The 13198-nt window shown below is 74.0% G+C and carries 21 protein-coding genes and 1 tRNA gene; 13 read left to right on the forward strand and 9 right to left on the reverse strand.

Translation table 11 applies throughout. The features are described 5' to 3' along the window. Positions 1–23: 23 nt before the first annotated feature. Both JKP75_RS04545 and JKP75_RS04550 read right to left on the reverse strand, forming a co-directional pair. The gene (locus JKP75_RS04545) at positions 24–593 is read right to left on the reverse strand and encodes an isochorismatase family protein (RefSeq protein WP_200492420.1); all 570 of its coding nucleotides are present in this window, start codon (positions 591–593) and stop codon (positions 24–26) included. A gap of 10 nt (positions 594–603) precedes the next feature. After that, entirely contained in the window at positions 604–1911 is a 1308-nt protein-coding gene (locus tag JKP75_RS04550) for a nicotinate phosphoribosyltransferase (RefSeq protein ID WP_200492800.1), read from the reverse strand. A gap of 59 nt (positions 1912–1970) precedes the next feature. Between JKP75_RS04550 and clpS the strand changes: the two genes are divergently transcribed. Together clpS and JKP75_RS04560 are read left to right on the forward strand one after the other, a co-directional pair. Then, positions 1971–2267, forward strand: coding sequence for an ATP-dependent Clp protease adapter ClpS (clpS, locus tag JKP75_RS19800; protein ID WP_200492419.1), 297 nt, complete (start codon positions 1971–1973; stop codon positions 2265–2267). Further along, the gene (locus JKP75_RS04560; RefSeq protein ID WP_200492418.1) at positions 2264–2764 is read left to right on the forward strand and encodes a DUF2017 family protein; all 501 of its coding nucleotides are present in this window, start codon (positions 2264–2266) and stop codon (positions 2762–2764) included. Before clpS ends, JKP75_RS04560 begins: the two co-directional genes overlap by 4 nt. On the opposite strand, the gene JKP75_RS04565 is transcribed toward JKP75_RS04560, so the two are convergent. Further along, positions 2703–3056: a hypothetical protein gene (locus JKP75_RS04565; protein WP_200492417.1), complete on the reverse strand. Its 354-nt coding sequence runs from the start codon at positions 3054–3056 to the stop codon at positions 2703–2705. The genes JKP75_RS04560 and JKP75_RS04565 overlap by 62 nt on opposite strands. Positions 3057–3154: 98 nt before the next feature. Between JKP75_RS04565 and JKP75_RS04570 the strand changes: the two genes are divergently transcribed. The 8 genes from JKP75_RS04570 (at position 3155) to JKP75_RS04600 (ending at position 8314) form a co-directional block, all read left to right on the forward strand. Continuing rightward, positions 3155–3640: a Mov34/MPN/PAD-1 family protein gene (locus JKP75_RS04570; RefSeq protein WP_200492415.1), complete on the forward strand. Its 486-nt coding sequence runs from the start codon at positions 3155–3157 to the stop codon at positions 3638–3640. Between the two features lie 128 nt (positions 3641–3768). Next, positions 3769–4047 (forward strand): MoaD/ThiS family protein, encoded by a 279-nt coding sequence (locus tag JKP75_RS04575; protein ID WP_200492413.1) that lies wholly within the window; start codon positions 3769–3771, stop codon positions 4045–4047. Between the two features lie 47 nt (positions 4048–4094). Further along, on the forward strand, positions 4095–5045 hold the full coding sequence (locus JKP75_RS04580; protein ID WP_200492801.1) for a PLP-dependent cysteine synthase family protein: 951 nt from the start codon (positions 4095–4097) through the stop codon (positions 5043–5045). 67 nt (positions 5046–5112) lie between these two features. Continuing rightward, on the forward strand, positions 5113–5727 hold the full coding sequence (locus tag JKP75_RS04585; protein WP_242472771.1) for an aspartate/glutamate racemase family protein: 615 nt from the start codon (positions 5113–5115) through the stop codon (positions 5725–5727). Continuing rightward, positions 5717–5941, forward strand: coding sequence for a hypothetical protein (locus tag JKP75_RS20505; RefSeq protein ID WP_242472772.1), 225 nt, complete (start codon positions 5717–5719; stop codon positions 5939–5941). Before JKP75_RS04585 ends, JKP75_RS20505 begins: the two co-directional genes overlap by 11 nt. After that, entirely contained in the window at positions 5938–6681 is a 744-nt protein-coding gene (locus JKP75_RS04590) for an MBL fold metallo-hydrolase (RefSeq protein ID WP_200492411.1), read from the forward strand. Before JKP75_RS20505 ends, JKP75_RS04590 begins: the two co-directional genes overlap by 4 nt. Positions 6682–6778: 97 nt before the next feature. After that, positions 6779–7738 (forward strand): DNA polymerase domain-containing protein, encoded by a 960-nt coding sequence (locus tag JKP75_RS04595; protein WP_200492410.1) that lies wholly within the window; start codon positions 6779–6781, stop codon positions 7736–7738. A gap of 93 nt (positions 7739–7831) precedes the next feature. Beyond that, positions 7832–8314, forward strand: a complete 483-nt coding sequence (locus JKP75_RS04600; protein WP_200492409.1) for a DUF4262 domain-containing protein — start codon at positions 7832–7834, stop codon at positions 8312–8314. A gap of 3 nt (positions 8315–8317) precedes the next feature. On the opposite strand, the gene bcp is transcribed toward JKP75_RS04600, so the two are convergent. The 3 genes from bcp to JKP75_RS04615 form a co-directional block, all read right to left on the reverse strand. Next, the gene (gene bcp, locus JKP75_RS04605) at positions 8318–8812 is read right to left on the reverse strand and encodes a thioredoxin-dependent thiol peroxidase (RefSeq protein WP_200492408.1); all 495 of its coding nucleotides are present in this window, start codon (positions 8810–8812) and stop codon (positions 8318–8320) included. A gap of 86 nt (positions 8813–8898) precedes the next feature. Then, positions 8899–9303, reverse strand: coding sequence for a YjbQ family protein (locus JKP75_RS04610; protein ID WP_200492407.1), 405 nt, complete (start codon positions 9301–9303; stop codon positions 8899–8901). 96 nt (positions 9304–9399) lie between these two features. Beyond that, positions 9400–10059, reverse strand: coding sequence for a DUF4337 family protein (locus JKP75_RS04615; RefSeq protein ID WP_200492406.1), 660 nt, complete (start codon positions 10057–10059; stop codon positions 9400–9402). Between the two features lie 122 nt (positions 10060–10181). On the opposite strand from JKP75_RS04615, the gene rph reads away from it, so the two are divergent. Both rph and rdgB read left to right on the forward strand, forming a co-directional pair. Next, positions 10182–10922: a ribonuclease PH gene (gene rph / locus JKP75_RS04620; protein WP_200492404.1), complete on the forward strand. Its 741-nt coding sequence runs from the start codon at positions 10182–10184 to the stop codon at positions 10920–10922. Beyond that, positions 10919–11533 carry an RdgB/HAM1 family non-canonical purine NTP pyrophosphatase gene (gene rdgB / locus JKP75_RS04625; RefSeq protein ID WP_200492403.1) on the forward strand — a complete coding sequence of 205 codons (615 nt, stop codon included), beginning with the start codon at positions 10919–10921 and terminating at the stop codon, positions 11531–11533. Before rph ends, rdgB begins: the two co-directional genes overlap by 4 nt. Here the strand turns inward: rdgB and JKP75_RS04630 are convergent. Then, positions 11520–11705 carry a hypothetical protein gene (locus JKP75_RS04630; protein WP_200492401.1) on the reverse strand — a complete coding sequence of 62 codons (186 nt, stop codon included), beginning with the start codon at positions 11703–11705 and terminating at the stop codon, positions 11520–11522. The genes rdgB and JKP75_RS04630 overlap by 14 nt on opposite strands. 52 nt (positions 11706–11757) lie before the next feature. Beyond that, positions 11758–12045 carry a VanZ family protein gene (locus JKP75_RS04635; RefSeq protein WP_200492802.1) on the reverse strand — a complete coding sequence of 96 codons (288 nt, stop codon included), beginning with the start codon at positions 12043–12045 and terminating at the stop codon, positions 11758–11760. A gap of 353 nt (positions 12046–12398) precedes the next feature. On the opposite strand from JKP75_RS04635, the gene JKP75_RS04640 reads away from it, so the two are divergent. Next, entirely contained in the window at positions 12399–13031 is a 633-nt protein-coding gene (locus tag JKP75_RS04640) for a dihydrofolate reductase family protein (protein WP_200492398.1), read from the forward strand. A 10-nt stretch (positions 13032–13041) separates the two neighbouring features. Here the strand turns inward: JKP75_RS04640 and JKP75_RS04645 are convergent. Continuing rightward, positions 13042–13122, reverse strand: a tRNA-Leu gene (locus JKP75_RS04645). Positions 13123–13198: the final 76 nt, after the last annotated feature.

Here is a 13198-nt window from a genome sequence, read left to right on the forward strand (position 1 = left end):
CGGTACCGAAAGTCCCGAGGGGGTCAGGCGGGGGTGTGCGGGCTGCCCTCCAGCTCGACGCCGGCGGTGCGGAGTTGGACGAGCGCGGCCTCGGTAGTGGCCTGCGAGACGCCGGCGGTGAGGTGCAGCAGCACCCGGGTGGTCAGCCCGTTGGCGACGGCGTCCAGGGCGGTGGCGCGCACGCAGTGGTCGGTCGCGATGCCGACGACGTCGACCGCGTCCACCCCCTGCGCCCGCAACCACTCGGCCAGCCCGACGCCGTCGGCCGACCCCTCGAAGCCCGAGTAGGCGGCGGCGTACTCGCCCTTGTCGAACACCGCCTCGATCGGCCCGCGGTCCAGTGACGGGTGCAGCTCCACCCCGTCGGTGCCGACGACGCAGTGCCGCGGCCAGGAGTCGACGAAGTCCGGGGCGTCGGCGAAGTGCGCGCCCGGGTCGATGTGGTGGTCCCGGGTGGCGACGACGTGGTCGTAGCCACCGCCCGCCATGTGCCGGGAGACCGCGGCGGCGACGGCCGCACCACCGGCGACGGCCAGCCTGCCGCCCTCGCAGAAGTCGTTCTGCACGTCGACGACGATCAGTGCGCGGGTCATCGGAGCTCCCTCAGGCGGTGACGGTGTCGAGGACGGGCTCGCCGCGGGACAGCGCGAACGCCTCCGGCGGCAGGGCACCGATGGCCTCGGCGTGGTGCGCCTTCGCCCGCCGCAGCGCCTCGGCGGGGGAGACCGGCTCGGTGATCTCACCGCCGCGCACCAGCGGCACGAGCAGGTCGCGGTCGCCCGGGCGCGCGGCGACAGCGCCGGCGGTGACCAGCTCGGCCGTGGCCACGCCGTCGCCGTCGTGCCGGCGTACGGCGGACTTCCGGCCGCCCACCGAGCGCTTGCCCTCGGACTTCTTGGCCACCGGCACGCCGTCCCGCTCGACCAGCTTGTAGACCATGCCGACCGTGGGGGCGCCCGAGCCGGTGACCAGCGAGGTGCCCACGCCGTAGCCGTCGACCGGGGCAGCGGCCAGGCCGGCGATGGCGTACTCGTCGAGGTCGCTGGTGACGACGATGCGCGTGACGGTCGCGCCGAGCTCGTCGAGCAGCTCGCGGGCGCGGGTGGCCAGGGTCGGCAGGTCGCCGGAGTCCAGCCGGATGCCGCCGAGCTCGGGGCCGGCGACCTCGACCGCGGTCCGGATGCCCTGCTCGACGTCGTAGGTGTCGACCAGCAGCGTGGTGCCCTTGCCGAGTGCGGCGACCTGCGCCTCGAAGGCCGACCGCTCGTCGTCGTGCAGCAGCGTGAAGGCGTGCGCGCTGGTGCCCGTCGTCGGCACCCCGTAGCGGCGGCCGGCCTCGAGGTTCGAGCTGGTCGAGAATCCGACCAGGTGCGCGGCGCGCGCGGCGGCGACGGCGGCCTCCTCGTGCGTGCGTCGGGAGCCCATCTCGATGCAGGGCCGCTCGCAGGCGGCGGAGATCATGCGTGCCGCCGCCGACGCGATCGCGCTGTCGTGGTTGAGCACTGACAGCGCGAGGGTCTCCAGCAGCACGCCCTCGGCGAAGGACGACCGCACGGTGAGCACCGGGGAGCCGGGGAAGTAGAGCTCGCCCTCGGCGTAGCCGTCGATGTCGCCGGAGAAGCGGAAGTCCGCCAGCCAGTCCAGCAGCCGCGCGTCGGTGAGCCCCTGCTCGCGCAGGGCGGCGAGCTCGTCGTCGCCGAACCGGAAGTGCGGCAGCGCCTCCAGGAGCCGGCCGGTGCCGGCGAGCACCCCGTACCGGCGGCCGTGCGGCAGCCGGCGGGCGAAGACCTCGAAGACGCACTGGCGGTCGGCGGTGCCGTCGGCCAGGGCGGCGGCGACCATCGTCAGCTCGTAGCGGTCGGTGAAGAGCGCAGGAGACGGTGGGGGAGTCAGCCCGGTGTCCACAGCCATGATCGGGAAGCGTAGGCGGGCGCCGGGAGCGGGGCAGATCGGCGTCCTATGGTGGAGCCGTGGCCGGACCTCTCGCTCCGACGTGGACGCCGGAGAGCACCAGCGAGGAACGCAGCGACCTCGACCGCCCGTGGGTGACCATCGTCTGGAACGACCCGGTCAACCTCATGACCTACGTGACGTTCGTGCTGCAGGAGCTCTTCGGCTACGACGAGGCGACGGCGACGTCGCTGATGCTGCAGGTGCACCACGACGGCAAGGCGGTCGTCAGCTCCGGCCCGCGCGAGCGCATGGAGCACGACACCAGCCGGCTGCACGCCTACGGCCTGTGGGCCAGCTACCAGAGGGATGCATGAAGCCCTTCAGGGCCGCGCGCAGCGGCGAGCTCGTCGCGGGCCTCGAGCCGGCGGAGGCGCAGATCCTCGGACTGCTGCTCGACCAGCTCGAGCAGCTGCTCACCGCCGATGCCGAGGACGTCGCCGACGACCCGGTCGTCGAGCGGCTGTTCCCCGACGGACACCGCTCGGACGCCGGGATGGCCGCCGACTACCGGGAGCTCACCGAGGCCTCGCTGCGCAACGGCAAGGCCGATGATCTCGCGACGGTGCGGGCGTCGCTGCCCGCCGGGGGCGGCGACGTGAGGCTGGACGCCGACCAGGCCGGGGCGTGGCTGCGCACGAGCAACGACCTGCGCCTGGCGCTGGGCACCCGGCTGGGCATCACCGAGGAGACCGAGCCGCCCGAGGACGTCGCCGACGAGACCGACCAGCAGCTGGCCGTCTACTACTGGCTCACCGCGCTGCAGGGGTCGCTCGTCGACGCGCTGGTCGCTTCTCGGTCCGGCCGAAGGTGAGCAGCACCAGCGCGGCCAGCAGCAGGGCGAGCACGAAGAACACGTAGACCATGCCGTGCAGCTCGACGTCGTTGATCCAGGCGCCGACGCAGGAGACCAGCGTGATCGCCGAGAGCGCCAGCAGGAACAGCAGCGCGAGCGCCCGCAGCGTCACCATGATCACGACCGACGCGCGGTCGTTCGGGTCGCCGGTCACGTAGCCGCGGTGCCGGAACATCCCGCGGGCGCCGAGCACCAGTGCGGGCAGCGGCGCCAGCAGCACACCGGTGATCAGCAGAGCGTCATCCCACACGGCTGCGAACCGTATCGGTCGGCCGCCGACCGGTCGCCCGCGCGGTCGCCGCACGGCCCTCCGCGGGGCACCGGATCGGCGCCGCCTAGACTGGCCCCGTGCTGCGCATCGACCGCGCGACCTACGACGCCATCGTGGCCCACGCCCGGGAGGACCACCCGGACGAGGCCTGCGGCGTCGTCGCCGGGCCCGAGGGCACCGAGCGCCCGGAGCGCTTCATCCCCATGCTCAACGCCGCGCGGTCGCCGACGTTCTACGAGTTCGACTCGGCCGACCTGCTGCGGCTGTACCGGGAGATGGACGACCGCGACGAGTGGCCGGTCGTCGTCTACCACTCGCACACCGCCACCGAGGCCTACCCGTCGCGCACCGACGTCGGCTACGCCTCCGGGCCGGCCGCCGACCCGCGCACCCACTACGTGCTGGTCTCCACCCGGCACCACGAGAAGCAGACGGGGCTGGTCGGCGACGACGTCGAGTTCCGCAGCTTCCGGATCGTCGACGGCGAGGTGAGCGAGGAGGAGGTCGAGATCGTCGAGTCCTACCTCTTCGGCCACTCGCCGACCACCGTCGTCTACGACTGACCGGTGGACTCCCCGTCGCTGCGGAATCCCGCGCGACGACCGGGCGTTGGGCCCGCTAGACGCACCACGCCGCTGCCTCCGTGCAGCATGCCCCCGATCAGCGCAACCCCCTGAGGAGAACGCACGCCATGGCCATCGAGGTCCGGATCCCCACCATCCTGCGCACCCACACCGGCGGCAACAAGACCGTGTCCGGCAGCGGCGCCACCCTGTCGGCGCTCATCGACGACCTCGACGCGCAGCACTCGGGCCTGAAGAACCGCCTGGTCACCGAGGAGGGCAAGCTGCACCGCTTCGTCAACGTCTACGTCAACGACGAGGACGTGCGCTTCACCGGTGCGCTGGACACCCAGGTCAAGGACGGCGACTCGGTGACGATCCTCCCGGCGGTCGCGGGCGGCTGCTGAGCGGCTCCGCCCCGCCCGGTCCCACCCCCCTCCCGGAAAGAGCTCCCATGGCCCGCTTCGCCTCCCTCGTCGACTCGCTCGGCGGCACCCCGCTCGTCGGGCTGCCGTCGCTGTCGCCGACGCCCGACGTCCGGCTGTGGGCCAAGCTCGAGGACCACAACCCCACCGGCTCCATCAAGGACCGCGCGGCGATCAAGATGATCGAGGCGGCCGAGAAGGAGGGGCGGCTGCACCCCGGCTCGACCATCCTCGAGCCGACCAGCGGCAACACCGGGATCTCGCTGGCGATGGTCGCCCGGCAGCGCGGCTACCGGCTGATCTGCGTCATGCCGGAGAACACCTCGGTGGAGCGCCGCCAGCTGCTGGAGATGTACGGCGCGCAGATCATCCCCTCGCCGGCGGCGGGCGGGTCGAACCAGGCCGTCGCCATGGCCAAGGAGCTCGCCGCCCAGCACGACGACTGGGTGATGCTCTACCAGTACGGCAACCCGGCCAACGCCCAGGCGCACTACGAGGGCACCGCCCCGGAGATCCTCGCGGACCTGCCCTCGATCACCCACTTCGTCGCCGGCCTGGGGACGACGGGGACGCTCATGGGCTGCTCCCGCTACTTCCGCGAGCACAAGCCCGGGGTGCAGGTCATCGCCGCCGAGCCGCGCTACGGCGAGCTGGTGTACGGCCTGCGCAACATCGACGAGGGGTTCATCCCCGAGCTGTACGACGCCTCGCTGCTGGACTCCCGGTTCTCCGTGGGCCCGGACGACGCCGTGCACCGCACCCGCCAGCTGGTGGAGCGCGAGGGCATCTTCGCCGGCATCTCGACCGGCGCGATCCTGCACGCGGCGCTGGGCATCGCGGACAAGGAGGTGGCGGCCGGGCGCAGGGCCGACATCGTCTTCATCGTCTGCGACGGCGGCTGGAAGTACCTCTCCACCGGCGCGTACGCCGGCACGCTGGAGGAGGCGACCTCCGCGCTGGAGGGCCAGCTCTGGGCCTGACGGTGCGCGCGATCACGGTGGCGGGAGCGCGCGGCGGTCGGACCCTGCGGCTAGCCTGACCCGCGACATGGGGACGACGCAGCCGGGTGCGGACGCACCGATCGGCATCTTCGACTCGGGCGTCGGTGGGCTGACCGTCGCCCGGGCGGTGCTCGACCAGCTCCCGGGCGAGGCGATCCGCTACATCGGCGACACCGCGAACGGGCCGTACGGGCCACTGCCCATCGCCGAGGTGCGCCGGCACTCCCTCGCCGTCATGGACGGTCTGGTCGCCGACGGCGTGAAGATGCTCGTCGTCGCCTGCAACTCGGCGAGTGCTGCGTCCCTGCGCGACGCCCGCGAGCGCTACGACGTGCCGGTCGTCGAGGTCGTGCTGCCCGCCGTCCGCCGGGCCACCGCGGCCACCCGCACCGGTCGCATCGGCGTCATCGGCACCCAGGCCACGATCACCAGCGGCGCGTACGAGGACGCCTTCGCCGCGGTGCCGGGGCTCACCGTCACCAGCGCCGCCTGCCCCAGCTTCGTCGACTTCGTGGAGCGCCGGGGTGACCAGCGGCCGGCAGCTGCTCGGGCTCGCGCAGTCCTACCTCGACCCGCTGCTCGCCGCGGGCGTGGACACCGTCGTCCTGGGGTGCACGCACTACCCGCTGCTGACCGGTGTGCTGTCCCTGGTGCTGGGTGACGACGTCACGCTGGTCTCCAGCGCGGAGGAGACCGCCAAGGACGTCTACCGCGTGCTGACCGGCGCGGACCTGCTGCGCGCCGAGGACGCACCCGCGCCGCGGCACGCCTTCCTCGCCACCGGCGACCCCGAGCCGTTCGCCCGGCTGGGCCGGCGGTTCCTCGGCCCGGAGATCGGCTCGGTGCTGCGCGCCGGCGCGGTGGGGGCGGCGTGAAGCTGACCGTCGTGGGGTGCAGCGGCAGCGGCCCCGGCCCGGCGTCCCCGGCGTCGAGCTACCTCGTCGAGCACGAGGGCTACCGGCTGCTGCTCGACCTCGGCAACGGCGCGTTCGGCGCGCTGCAGGGGCTGATCGACCCGGGCACGGTCGACGCGGTGTTCCTGTCCCACCTGCACGCCGACCACTGCCTCGACGTCGCGCCCTTCGTGGTGTGGCACCGGTACTCCAAGCGCTCGCCGGGCCGGCTCGTGCCGCTGTACGCGCCGGTGGGCGCCGAGCGGCGGCTGGCGCTGGCCTACGACCTGGACGGCGACGGGCTCACCGACGTCTTCGACTTCGTGCCGGTCGGCCCCGGCGCGCTGACCATCGGCCCGTTCGAGGTGCAGCTGGCGCGCACCGCGCACCCGGTCGAGACCTACGCCATCCGGCTCACCGCGGGCGGGCGGTCGCTGGTCTACACCGGCGACACCGGCACCTGCGAGCGGGTCGTCGAGCTGGCCCGCGGGGCCGACGTGCTGCTCGCCGAGGCGGCGCACCCCGACGACGACCGCGACCAGCCGCCCGGGCTGCACCTCACCGGCCGGCAGGCCGCCGAGCACGCGGCGGCGGCCGGGGTGGGTCGGCTGCTGCTCACCCACATCCCCGCGTGGGTGGACCGGATCGCCCAGCTCGCCGCCGCGAGCGCGGTCTTCTCCGAGACCGAGCTCGTGCAGCCCCTCGGCGTCTACGACATCTGAACGGCCCCGCGCTGGGATCAGGGAACCTGATCCCAGCGCTTCCTCCCTCACGGTGCACGGTGAGGTAGGACGCGCTGCGGTGAGGTAGGAAGGCGGGATGACCGGCGCGGAGGAGCTGGACGGCGTCCCGCTGAGCAGCCTGGACGCACCCCTCGGCGACGGGCTCGACGTCACCAAGGGCGACCTCGTGACGTACCTGGCCGCGGTCGCGGACCGGATGCTGCCGGGCCTCGCCGGCCGGCCGCTGTCGGTCATGCGGGTGCGCCCCGGCCAGGCCCCGTTCATGCAGCGCAACGTCAGCAAGGGCGCCCCGGAGTGGGTGCGCACCGTCCCGGTGTGGGCGGGCAGCGCGCACCGCGAGGTGCACCAGGTGCTCTGCGACGACCGCCGCACCCTCGTCTGGCTGGGCAACCAGCGGGCCGTCGAGTTCCACGTCCCGTTCCTGCGCGTCGACGAGCCGGAGCCGACCGGGCTGGTGCTCGACCTCGACCCGCCCGAGGGCGCGGACTTCGGCGCCGTGGTAGGTGCGGCCCGGCTGGTCCGCCGCGCGCTGGAGGACGCCGGGCTGGACGGCGCGGTGAAGACGAGCGGCTCGAAGGGGGTGCACGTCGTCGTCCCGGTGAGCGGCTCGTCGTTCGAGGACGTCGCGGCCGCCACGCGGGCGCTCGCCGCGCGGACCGCCGCGCTGGACCCGGAGGCCGCGACCACCGCCTACCTGAAGGAGGACCGCGGCGGCCGGGTCTTCGTGGACTCGACCCGCTCGGGCCAGGGCACGATCGTCGCCGCGTACAGCCCGCGGATCCGGCCGGGGCTGCCGGTCTCCTTCCCGGTGGCGTGGGACGACCTCGACGAGGTCCGCCCGGCGGACTTCACGGTGACGACGGCGCCGGGCCTTCTCGGCGACGCCGATCCGTGGGCCGACGCCCTGCCGGCTCCGCAGTCGCTGCCCGCCGACCTCGTGGCCGAGGGGCACACCATCCCGGTCGCGCGGGTGCAGGCCATGCACGAGGGCAAGCGCCGCAAGCGGGCGCGGGAGGCCGGAGGCACGGAGGGCTGACAGTTCGGCCCACCCGGTCCACACCGGCCCGGCCCCTCCACAGATCGCGTCCGGACGGCCCCGCGGGTGGCCCCGGGCGTGAGGGTTTCCGGCATGACACCCGACGCGCAGACCATCGCCTGGCTCGACCAGGAGGACGCCCACCTCGCCCAGCTGATCCGGCGGCACGGCTGGGCCGTGCAGTACGTCGCCGCCGACGAGGACGAGGGCACGTCCTTCGCCTACACCGTCGGCCTCTTCGGACTCGGCCACCCCGAGCTCGCCGTCGTCGGGGTCGGCTACGCGACTGCGTGCGGGCTGCTCAACCGGGTGGGGGACCTGGTCCTGGACGGGCGGGACCTGGTGGCCGGGGAGGTGATCCGTGACGACGACGGCGTGCCGGTGCTGACGGTCGAGGAGCTGCCCAACCCCGGCGAGGTGCTGTTCTCCGCCAACCGGTTCTACCAGCGCCCCGACGAGTTCTCCGTGCCGGCCTACCAGCTGACCTGGGCGCTGCCCGGCGGCGTCTTCCCGTGGGACCACGCCTGGTCGTGCGAGCCCGACTGCCAGCCGCGCCCGGGGGAGTGGCGCGCGTGAGCCTCAGTCGATGCCGAGGTCGCGGCGCAGCTTGGCGACGTGGCCGGTGGCCTTGACGTTGTAGGACGCCTTCTCGACCCGGCCCTCGGCGTCGATGACGAACGTCGAACGGATCACCCCGACGACCTGCTTGCCGTACAGCTTCTTCGGCCCGAACGCGCCGTAGGCGGTGAGCACCTGCTTGTCCTCGTCGGAGACCAGGGTGATGGAGAGGTTCTCCTTCTCCCGGAACCTCATCAGCTTCTCGACCGGGTCGGGGGAGATGCCGATGATGTCCAGCCCGGCCTCGGCGAGGTCGCCGGCCGCAGCGGTGAAGTCGACGGCCTGGGTGGTGCAGCCCGGGGTCAGCGCCGCGGGGTAGCAGTACACGATGACCCGCCGGCCGCGGTAGGACGACAGGGACACCGGGTTGCCCTCGGCGTCGGGCAGCGTGAACTCCGGGGCGGGCTCGCCGGGGGTGAGGCGGACGGGTGCCGTGTCGGTGCTGCTGTCGGTCATGCCCGGCATCCTGCCGTGTCCTGCCGACGCCGCTGCACCGGGTCCGCGCGCCGTCCGCGGGATCCGGCCCCGGGCCTCAGCCGGCCTCAGCCGGCCAGGAACGAGAAGCGGACGTGCCGCTGGTGGTTGTCGGTGTTGGTGTCGACCAGGCAGATGCGCTGCCAGGTGCCCAGCTGCATGCGCCCCTCCAGCACCGGGACGACGGCGTGCGGCGGCACGAACGCCGGCAGCACGTGGTCGCGGCCGTGACCCGGGCTGCCGTGCCGGTGCCGCCAGCGGTCGTCCCGGGGGAGCAGCTCGTCGAGCTGGGCCAGCAGGTCGTCGTCGCTCCCGGCGCCGGTCTCGATGAGCGCGATGCCGGCGGTGGCGTGCGGGACGAAGACGTGCAGCAGCCCGTCGACCTCCTGGCGCACGAACTCGGCGCACTCGTCGGTCAGGTCCACCACGACCGGCACGCCCCCGGTCCGGACGGCTCGCAGCTCAGATCTCATGGAGGGCATCCTGCTCGTCGCCGCGCGCAGGCGCCGCGCGATCGCGCGCCGGAACGGACCCCGGAACCGGTCGCCGGGTCGTCCGTGCGGGTGCCGTCAGCCCAGGTGTGCCCAGAGCACGGCGCCGCCGCCGATCAGCAGCCCGGCACCGCCGATCGCCAGGGTGGCGACCTGGGGCAGGTAGCGGCGGAAGACCGTCGCGATACCGCCGAAGAACAGCGACAGGGCGAGGAACACCGTGGCCAGGTCGAAGCGGTCGCCCTTGTCGTCCGCGGCCACCGCCTCCTGGTAGGCGGCGTCGGCCTCCTCGGACAGCGCGTTGCCCTGGGCCCACTCGGCGAGGGAGTAGGGGGAGCCGGCGTCGGCGTCGAACGGGTCGGTGACCTCGTCGCCCGTGGTGTCGTACCAGTCGACGGTCTCGGCCAGGGAGTCGGAGAAGAACGACTCGCGCAGGACGTCGGCGGCCTCCTCCTGCCCGGTGATCCGCAGCTCGGCGTACTGGAGGAAGAGGGTGCGGTCGAAGTTGTACTGGCCGGTGGCGTCGCCGTAGACGTCGGCGGCCTGGCTGGTGAGCGTGTTCGACTGCGCGTACCCCTGGATGGCGTTGCCGCCGTAGATGGCCGACCAGTACGCGCTCCACGCCGTCGCCACGGCGGCCAGGCCGAGCAGGAACGCCGCGAGGATCTCGGTCCGCCGGCCCCCGTCCCGGGCGTCGGGGTCGGCCGGGGTGGCAGGGGCGGCGAACTCGGTGCTCACATGCATCCTCGCTGGTCAGACGCCCGGGCGGGCGTGGTCGCGGCGGACGATAAGGCACCGGTGATCACCGTCGCGGCCCGCCACCTCGGAGGTGTGACGGGTGCGCACTACTGTCGACTCCCGTGAGTGCGCCCTCTTCCGCCGCCCGTGCCGACGGCCGCGCGGCCGACCAGCTCCGCCCGGTGACCATCACCCGCAACTGGCTCGACCACGCCGAGGGTTCGGTGCTGGTGGAGTTCGGCCGCACCCGCGTGCTGTGCGCGGCCAGCGTCACCGAGGGCGTGCCGCGCTGGCGCAAGGGCTCGGGCCTGGGCTGGGTCACCGCCGAGTACTCGATGCTGCCGCGCGCCACCCACACCCGGAACGACCGCGAGTCGGTCCGCGGCAAGATCGGCGGGCGGACCCACGAGATCAGCCGGCTCATCGGCCGCTCGCTGCGCGCCTCGATCGACCTGGGCGCATTGGGCGAGAACAGCATCGCCATCGACTGCGACGTCCTGCAGGCCGACGGCGGCACCCGGACCGCGGCCATCACCGGCGCCTACGTCGCCCTCGCCGACGCCGTCTCCTGGCTCGGCGAGCGCGGGAAGCTGGCCACGCCGCAGCCGCTCGTGCAGTCGGTCGCGGCGGTCAGCGTCGGCGTCATCGACGGGGAGCCGCGGCTGGACCTCGCCTACGAGGAGGACGTCCGCGCCGGCACCGACATGAACGTGGTCTGCACCGCCGACGGCGGCTTCGTCGAGGTGCAGGGCACCGCCGAGGGCGCCGTGTTCGACCGGGCCACCCTCGACGCGCTGCTGGACCTCGCCGTGGCGGGGTGCGCCGACCTGACCCGGCTGCAGGCCGACGCGCTCGCGCGATGAGTACCCGGCTCCTGCTGGCCACCCGCAACGCGGGCAAGCTCGCCGAGCTGCAGCGGCTGCTTGTCTCCGCCGTCCCCGGTGTGGAGGTCGTGGGGCTCGCCGACGTCGAGGAGTACCCGGAGGCGCCGGAGACCGGGGCGACGTTCACCGAGAACGCCCTGCTCAAGGCGCGGGAGGCGGTGCGCTACACGGGGCTGCCGGCGGTCGCCGACGACTCGGGGCTGACCGTGGACGCGCTCAACGGGATGCCGGGCATCCTCTCGGCGCGCTGGGCCGGCCGGCACGGGGACGACGAGGCCAACACCGCGCTGCTGCTCGCGCAGCTGGCCGACGTCCCCGACGACCGGCGGGGCGCGGCGTTCGTGTGCGCGGCGGCGCTGGTCCTGCCCGGCGGCGCCGAGCGGGTGCTGGAGCGGGAGTGGCGCGGGTCGGTGATCCGCGAGAAGCGCGGCGGCAACGGGTTCGGCTACGACCCGGTGTTCGTGCCCGAGGGGCTGGAGGTCACCTCGGCGGAGCTGTCACCGGGGGAGAAGGACGCGCGCAGCCACCGCGGTCAGGCGTTCGCCGCGCTGGTGCCGGTCATCGCGGAGGTGCTGGTCAGCCGAGGCTGAACCAGTCCACCGCGGCGAGCTCGTCGCGCAGGGCGTCGTAGATCGGGTGGTCGCCCTCCGGGGCGGCGTGCCGGCCGGCCCGGTCGACGTCGGCCAGCGAGGCGATCGTCTCGAGGGCGACCGGGCCCTCCGGGGCGCGGTGGCGTCCGGCGGCGAGGATGGCGTTGCTCATACCCCGGAGTTCGGCGCCCAGGGGCTCTGGCGCGAGCGCGCTCCGGCGGGCCTCACCCCCAGGGGTGAGTGGGCACCCGCGGTTCGGCGTCCCGATCGGCCCGGTCGGCCAGCGCGAGCACCCCGCGGGCCAGCAGCACGCCGACGGAGAGCCCGAGGGTGTTCATGGCCCAGTCGTTGGTGTCGCAGGCCCGGCCGATCGCCGGCAGCGCCGACTGGGCGGTCTCGACGAGGGCGGAGAGCCCGGCGCCCGCGGCCAGCACGGCCCACGGGCGGCGGGTGGCCAGCGCGGCGAAGACGGCCGCCGGCAGCAGCAGCGCCACGTTGGCCAGCAGCTCCACCCGGCCCAGGGCGGGCAGCGCGAACTGGACGGTGCAGCCCGCCGCCCGAGGCGCCCTTGCCCGACGGCGTCAGCGTGAGCGCGAGGACGGCGAGCAGCGACAGGGCGGTCAGGGCCCGCAGCACGCGCGCGCCGGCGGCTCCGCGGCGGAGTGCGGCATAGCCGACGGCGCCGCAGCCGAGCACGGCGAGGAACAGCGCCACCGGCACCAGCGCCGCGTGGTCCAGCAGGACGTCGGTGATCATCGGGAGCCGAGCCTAGGGGGCGCTGCGTCCGACGATCGCACGGCGATGAGTCGTGCGGCGTCGCGGCGTCTACCCGGGGACGGGACGACCGACCGCACGGGAGCACGCCATGGGGCAGATCCACATCGAGCTGTTCGCCACCCTCGACCTGGTCGGGCAGGCGCCCGGTGGCCCGGACGAGGACCCCGAGGGTTTCCCGTTCGGCGGCTGGCAGGCGCCACTGCTCGACGAGGTGTCCGGCGCGCAGATTGGTGCCGCCTACGAGGGCACCGACGCGCTGCTGCTGGGCCGGCGCACCTACGACATCTTCGCCTCCTACTGGCCGCACCAGTCCGGTGGTGAGGACGGCGAGATGGCCGCGCTGTTCAACGGGATCCCGAAGTACGTGGCCTCGCGCGGCCGCCCCGACCTGACCTGGGCCGGGTCCTCGCAGCTGGCCCCCGACCTGCCCGCCGCGGTGCGCGAGCTCCGCGACCGGCACGAGCAGGTGACCGTCGTCGGCAGCCTGGACCTCGTGCAGACCCTCCTGCGGGAGAAGCTGTTCGACCGGCTCGACCTGTGGGTGCACCCGATCGTGCTCGGCGTCGGCAAGCAGGTGTTCGGCGGCGGCGCGGTGCCCACGAACCTCACGCTGCTGGAGCCGCCCGCTGCCGGGACGACGGGGGCCGTGCTGCTGCGCTACGGGCTCGCCGACGGCGTGCCCGCGACCGGCGACATGGGCGCGCCCGACCGCGGCGTCTGAGCGTCCGACGTGCGGGAGGCGGGAGTCGAACCCGCACGCCCGAAGGCACCAGATCCTAAGTCTGGCGTGGCTGCCGTTACACCACTCCCGCGTGGGCACGGAGTCTAGGAGCACCCCTCCCGGATGACGGGCGACACGGTGGATGGGCCGGGTCGGCGCAGGTCTGG

It is taken from the genome of Blastococcus sp. TML/M2B (genome assembly GCF_016612865.1).
GTDB lineage: Bacteria > Actinomycetota > Actinomycetes > Mycobacteriales > Geodermatophilaceae > Blastococcus.

Excerpts from the sequence above, each read along its gene's own strand:
- JKP75_RS04585 (WP_242472771.1), top strand. The coding sequence starts at position 5,113 with ATGGGGACGACGCAGCCGGGTGCGGACGCACCGATCGGCATCTTCGAC.
- JKP75_RS04600 (WP_200492409.1), top strand. The coding sequence starts at position 7,832 with ATGACACCCGACGCGCAGACCATCGCCTGGCTCGACCAGGAGGACGCC.
- JKP75_RS04580 (WP_200492801.1), top strand. The coding sequence starts at position 4,095 with ATGGCCCGCTTCGCCTCCCTCGTCGACTCGCTCGGCGGCACCCCGCTC.
- JKP75_RS04640 (WP_200492398.1), top strand. The coding sequence starts at position 12,399 with ATGGGGCAGATCCACATCGAGCTGTTCGCCACCCTCGACCTGGTCGGG.
- bcp (WP_200492408.1), bottom strand. The coding sequence starts at position 8,812 with ATGACCGACAGCAGCACCGACACGGCACCCGTCCGCCTCACCCCCGGC.
- JKP75_RS04550 (WP_200492800.1), bottom strand. The coding sequence starts at position 1,911 with ATGGCTGTGGACACCGGGCTGACTCCCCCACCGTCTCCTGCGCTCTTC.
- JKP75_RS04575 (WP_200492413.1), top strand. The coding sequence starts at position 3,769 with ATGGCCATCGAGGTCCGGATCCCCACCATCCTGCGCACCCACACCGGC.
- JKP75_RS04560 (WP_200492418.1), top strand. The coding sequence starts at position 2,264 with ATGAAGCCCTTCAGGGCCGCGCGCAGCGGCGAGCTCGTCGCGGGCCTC.
- JKP75_RS04545 (WP_200492420.1), bottom strand. The coding sequence starts at position 593 with ATGACCCGCGCACTGATCGTCGTCGACGTGCAGAACGACTTCTGCGAG.
- JKP75_RS04610 (WP_200492407.1), bottom strand. The coding sequence starts at position 9,303 with ATGAGATCTGAGCTGCGAGCCGTCCGGACCGGGGGCGTGCCGGTCGTG.
- rdgB (WP_200492403.1), top strand. The coding sequence starts at position 10,919 with ATGAGTACCCGGCTCCTGCTGGCCACCCGCAACGCGGGCAAGCTCGCC.
- JKP75_RS04630 (WP_200492401.1), bottom strand. The coding sequence starts at position 11,705 with ATGAGCAACGCCATCCTCGCCGCCGGACGCCACCGCGCCCCGGAGGGC.
- JKP75_RS04595 (WP_200492410.1), top strand. The coding sequence starts at position 6,779 with ATGACCGGCGCGGAGGAGCTGGACGGCGTCCCGCTGAGCAGCCTGGAC.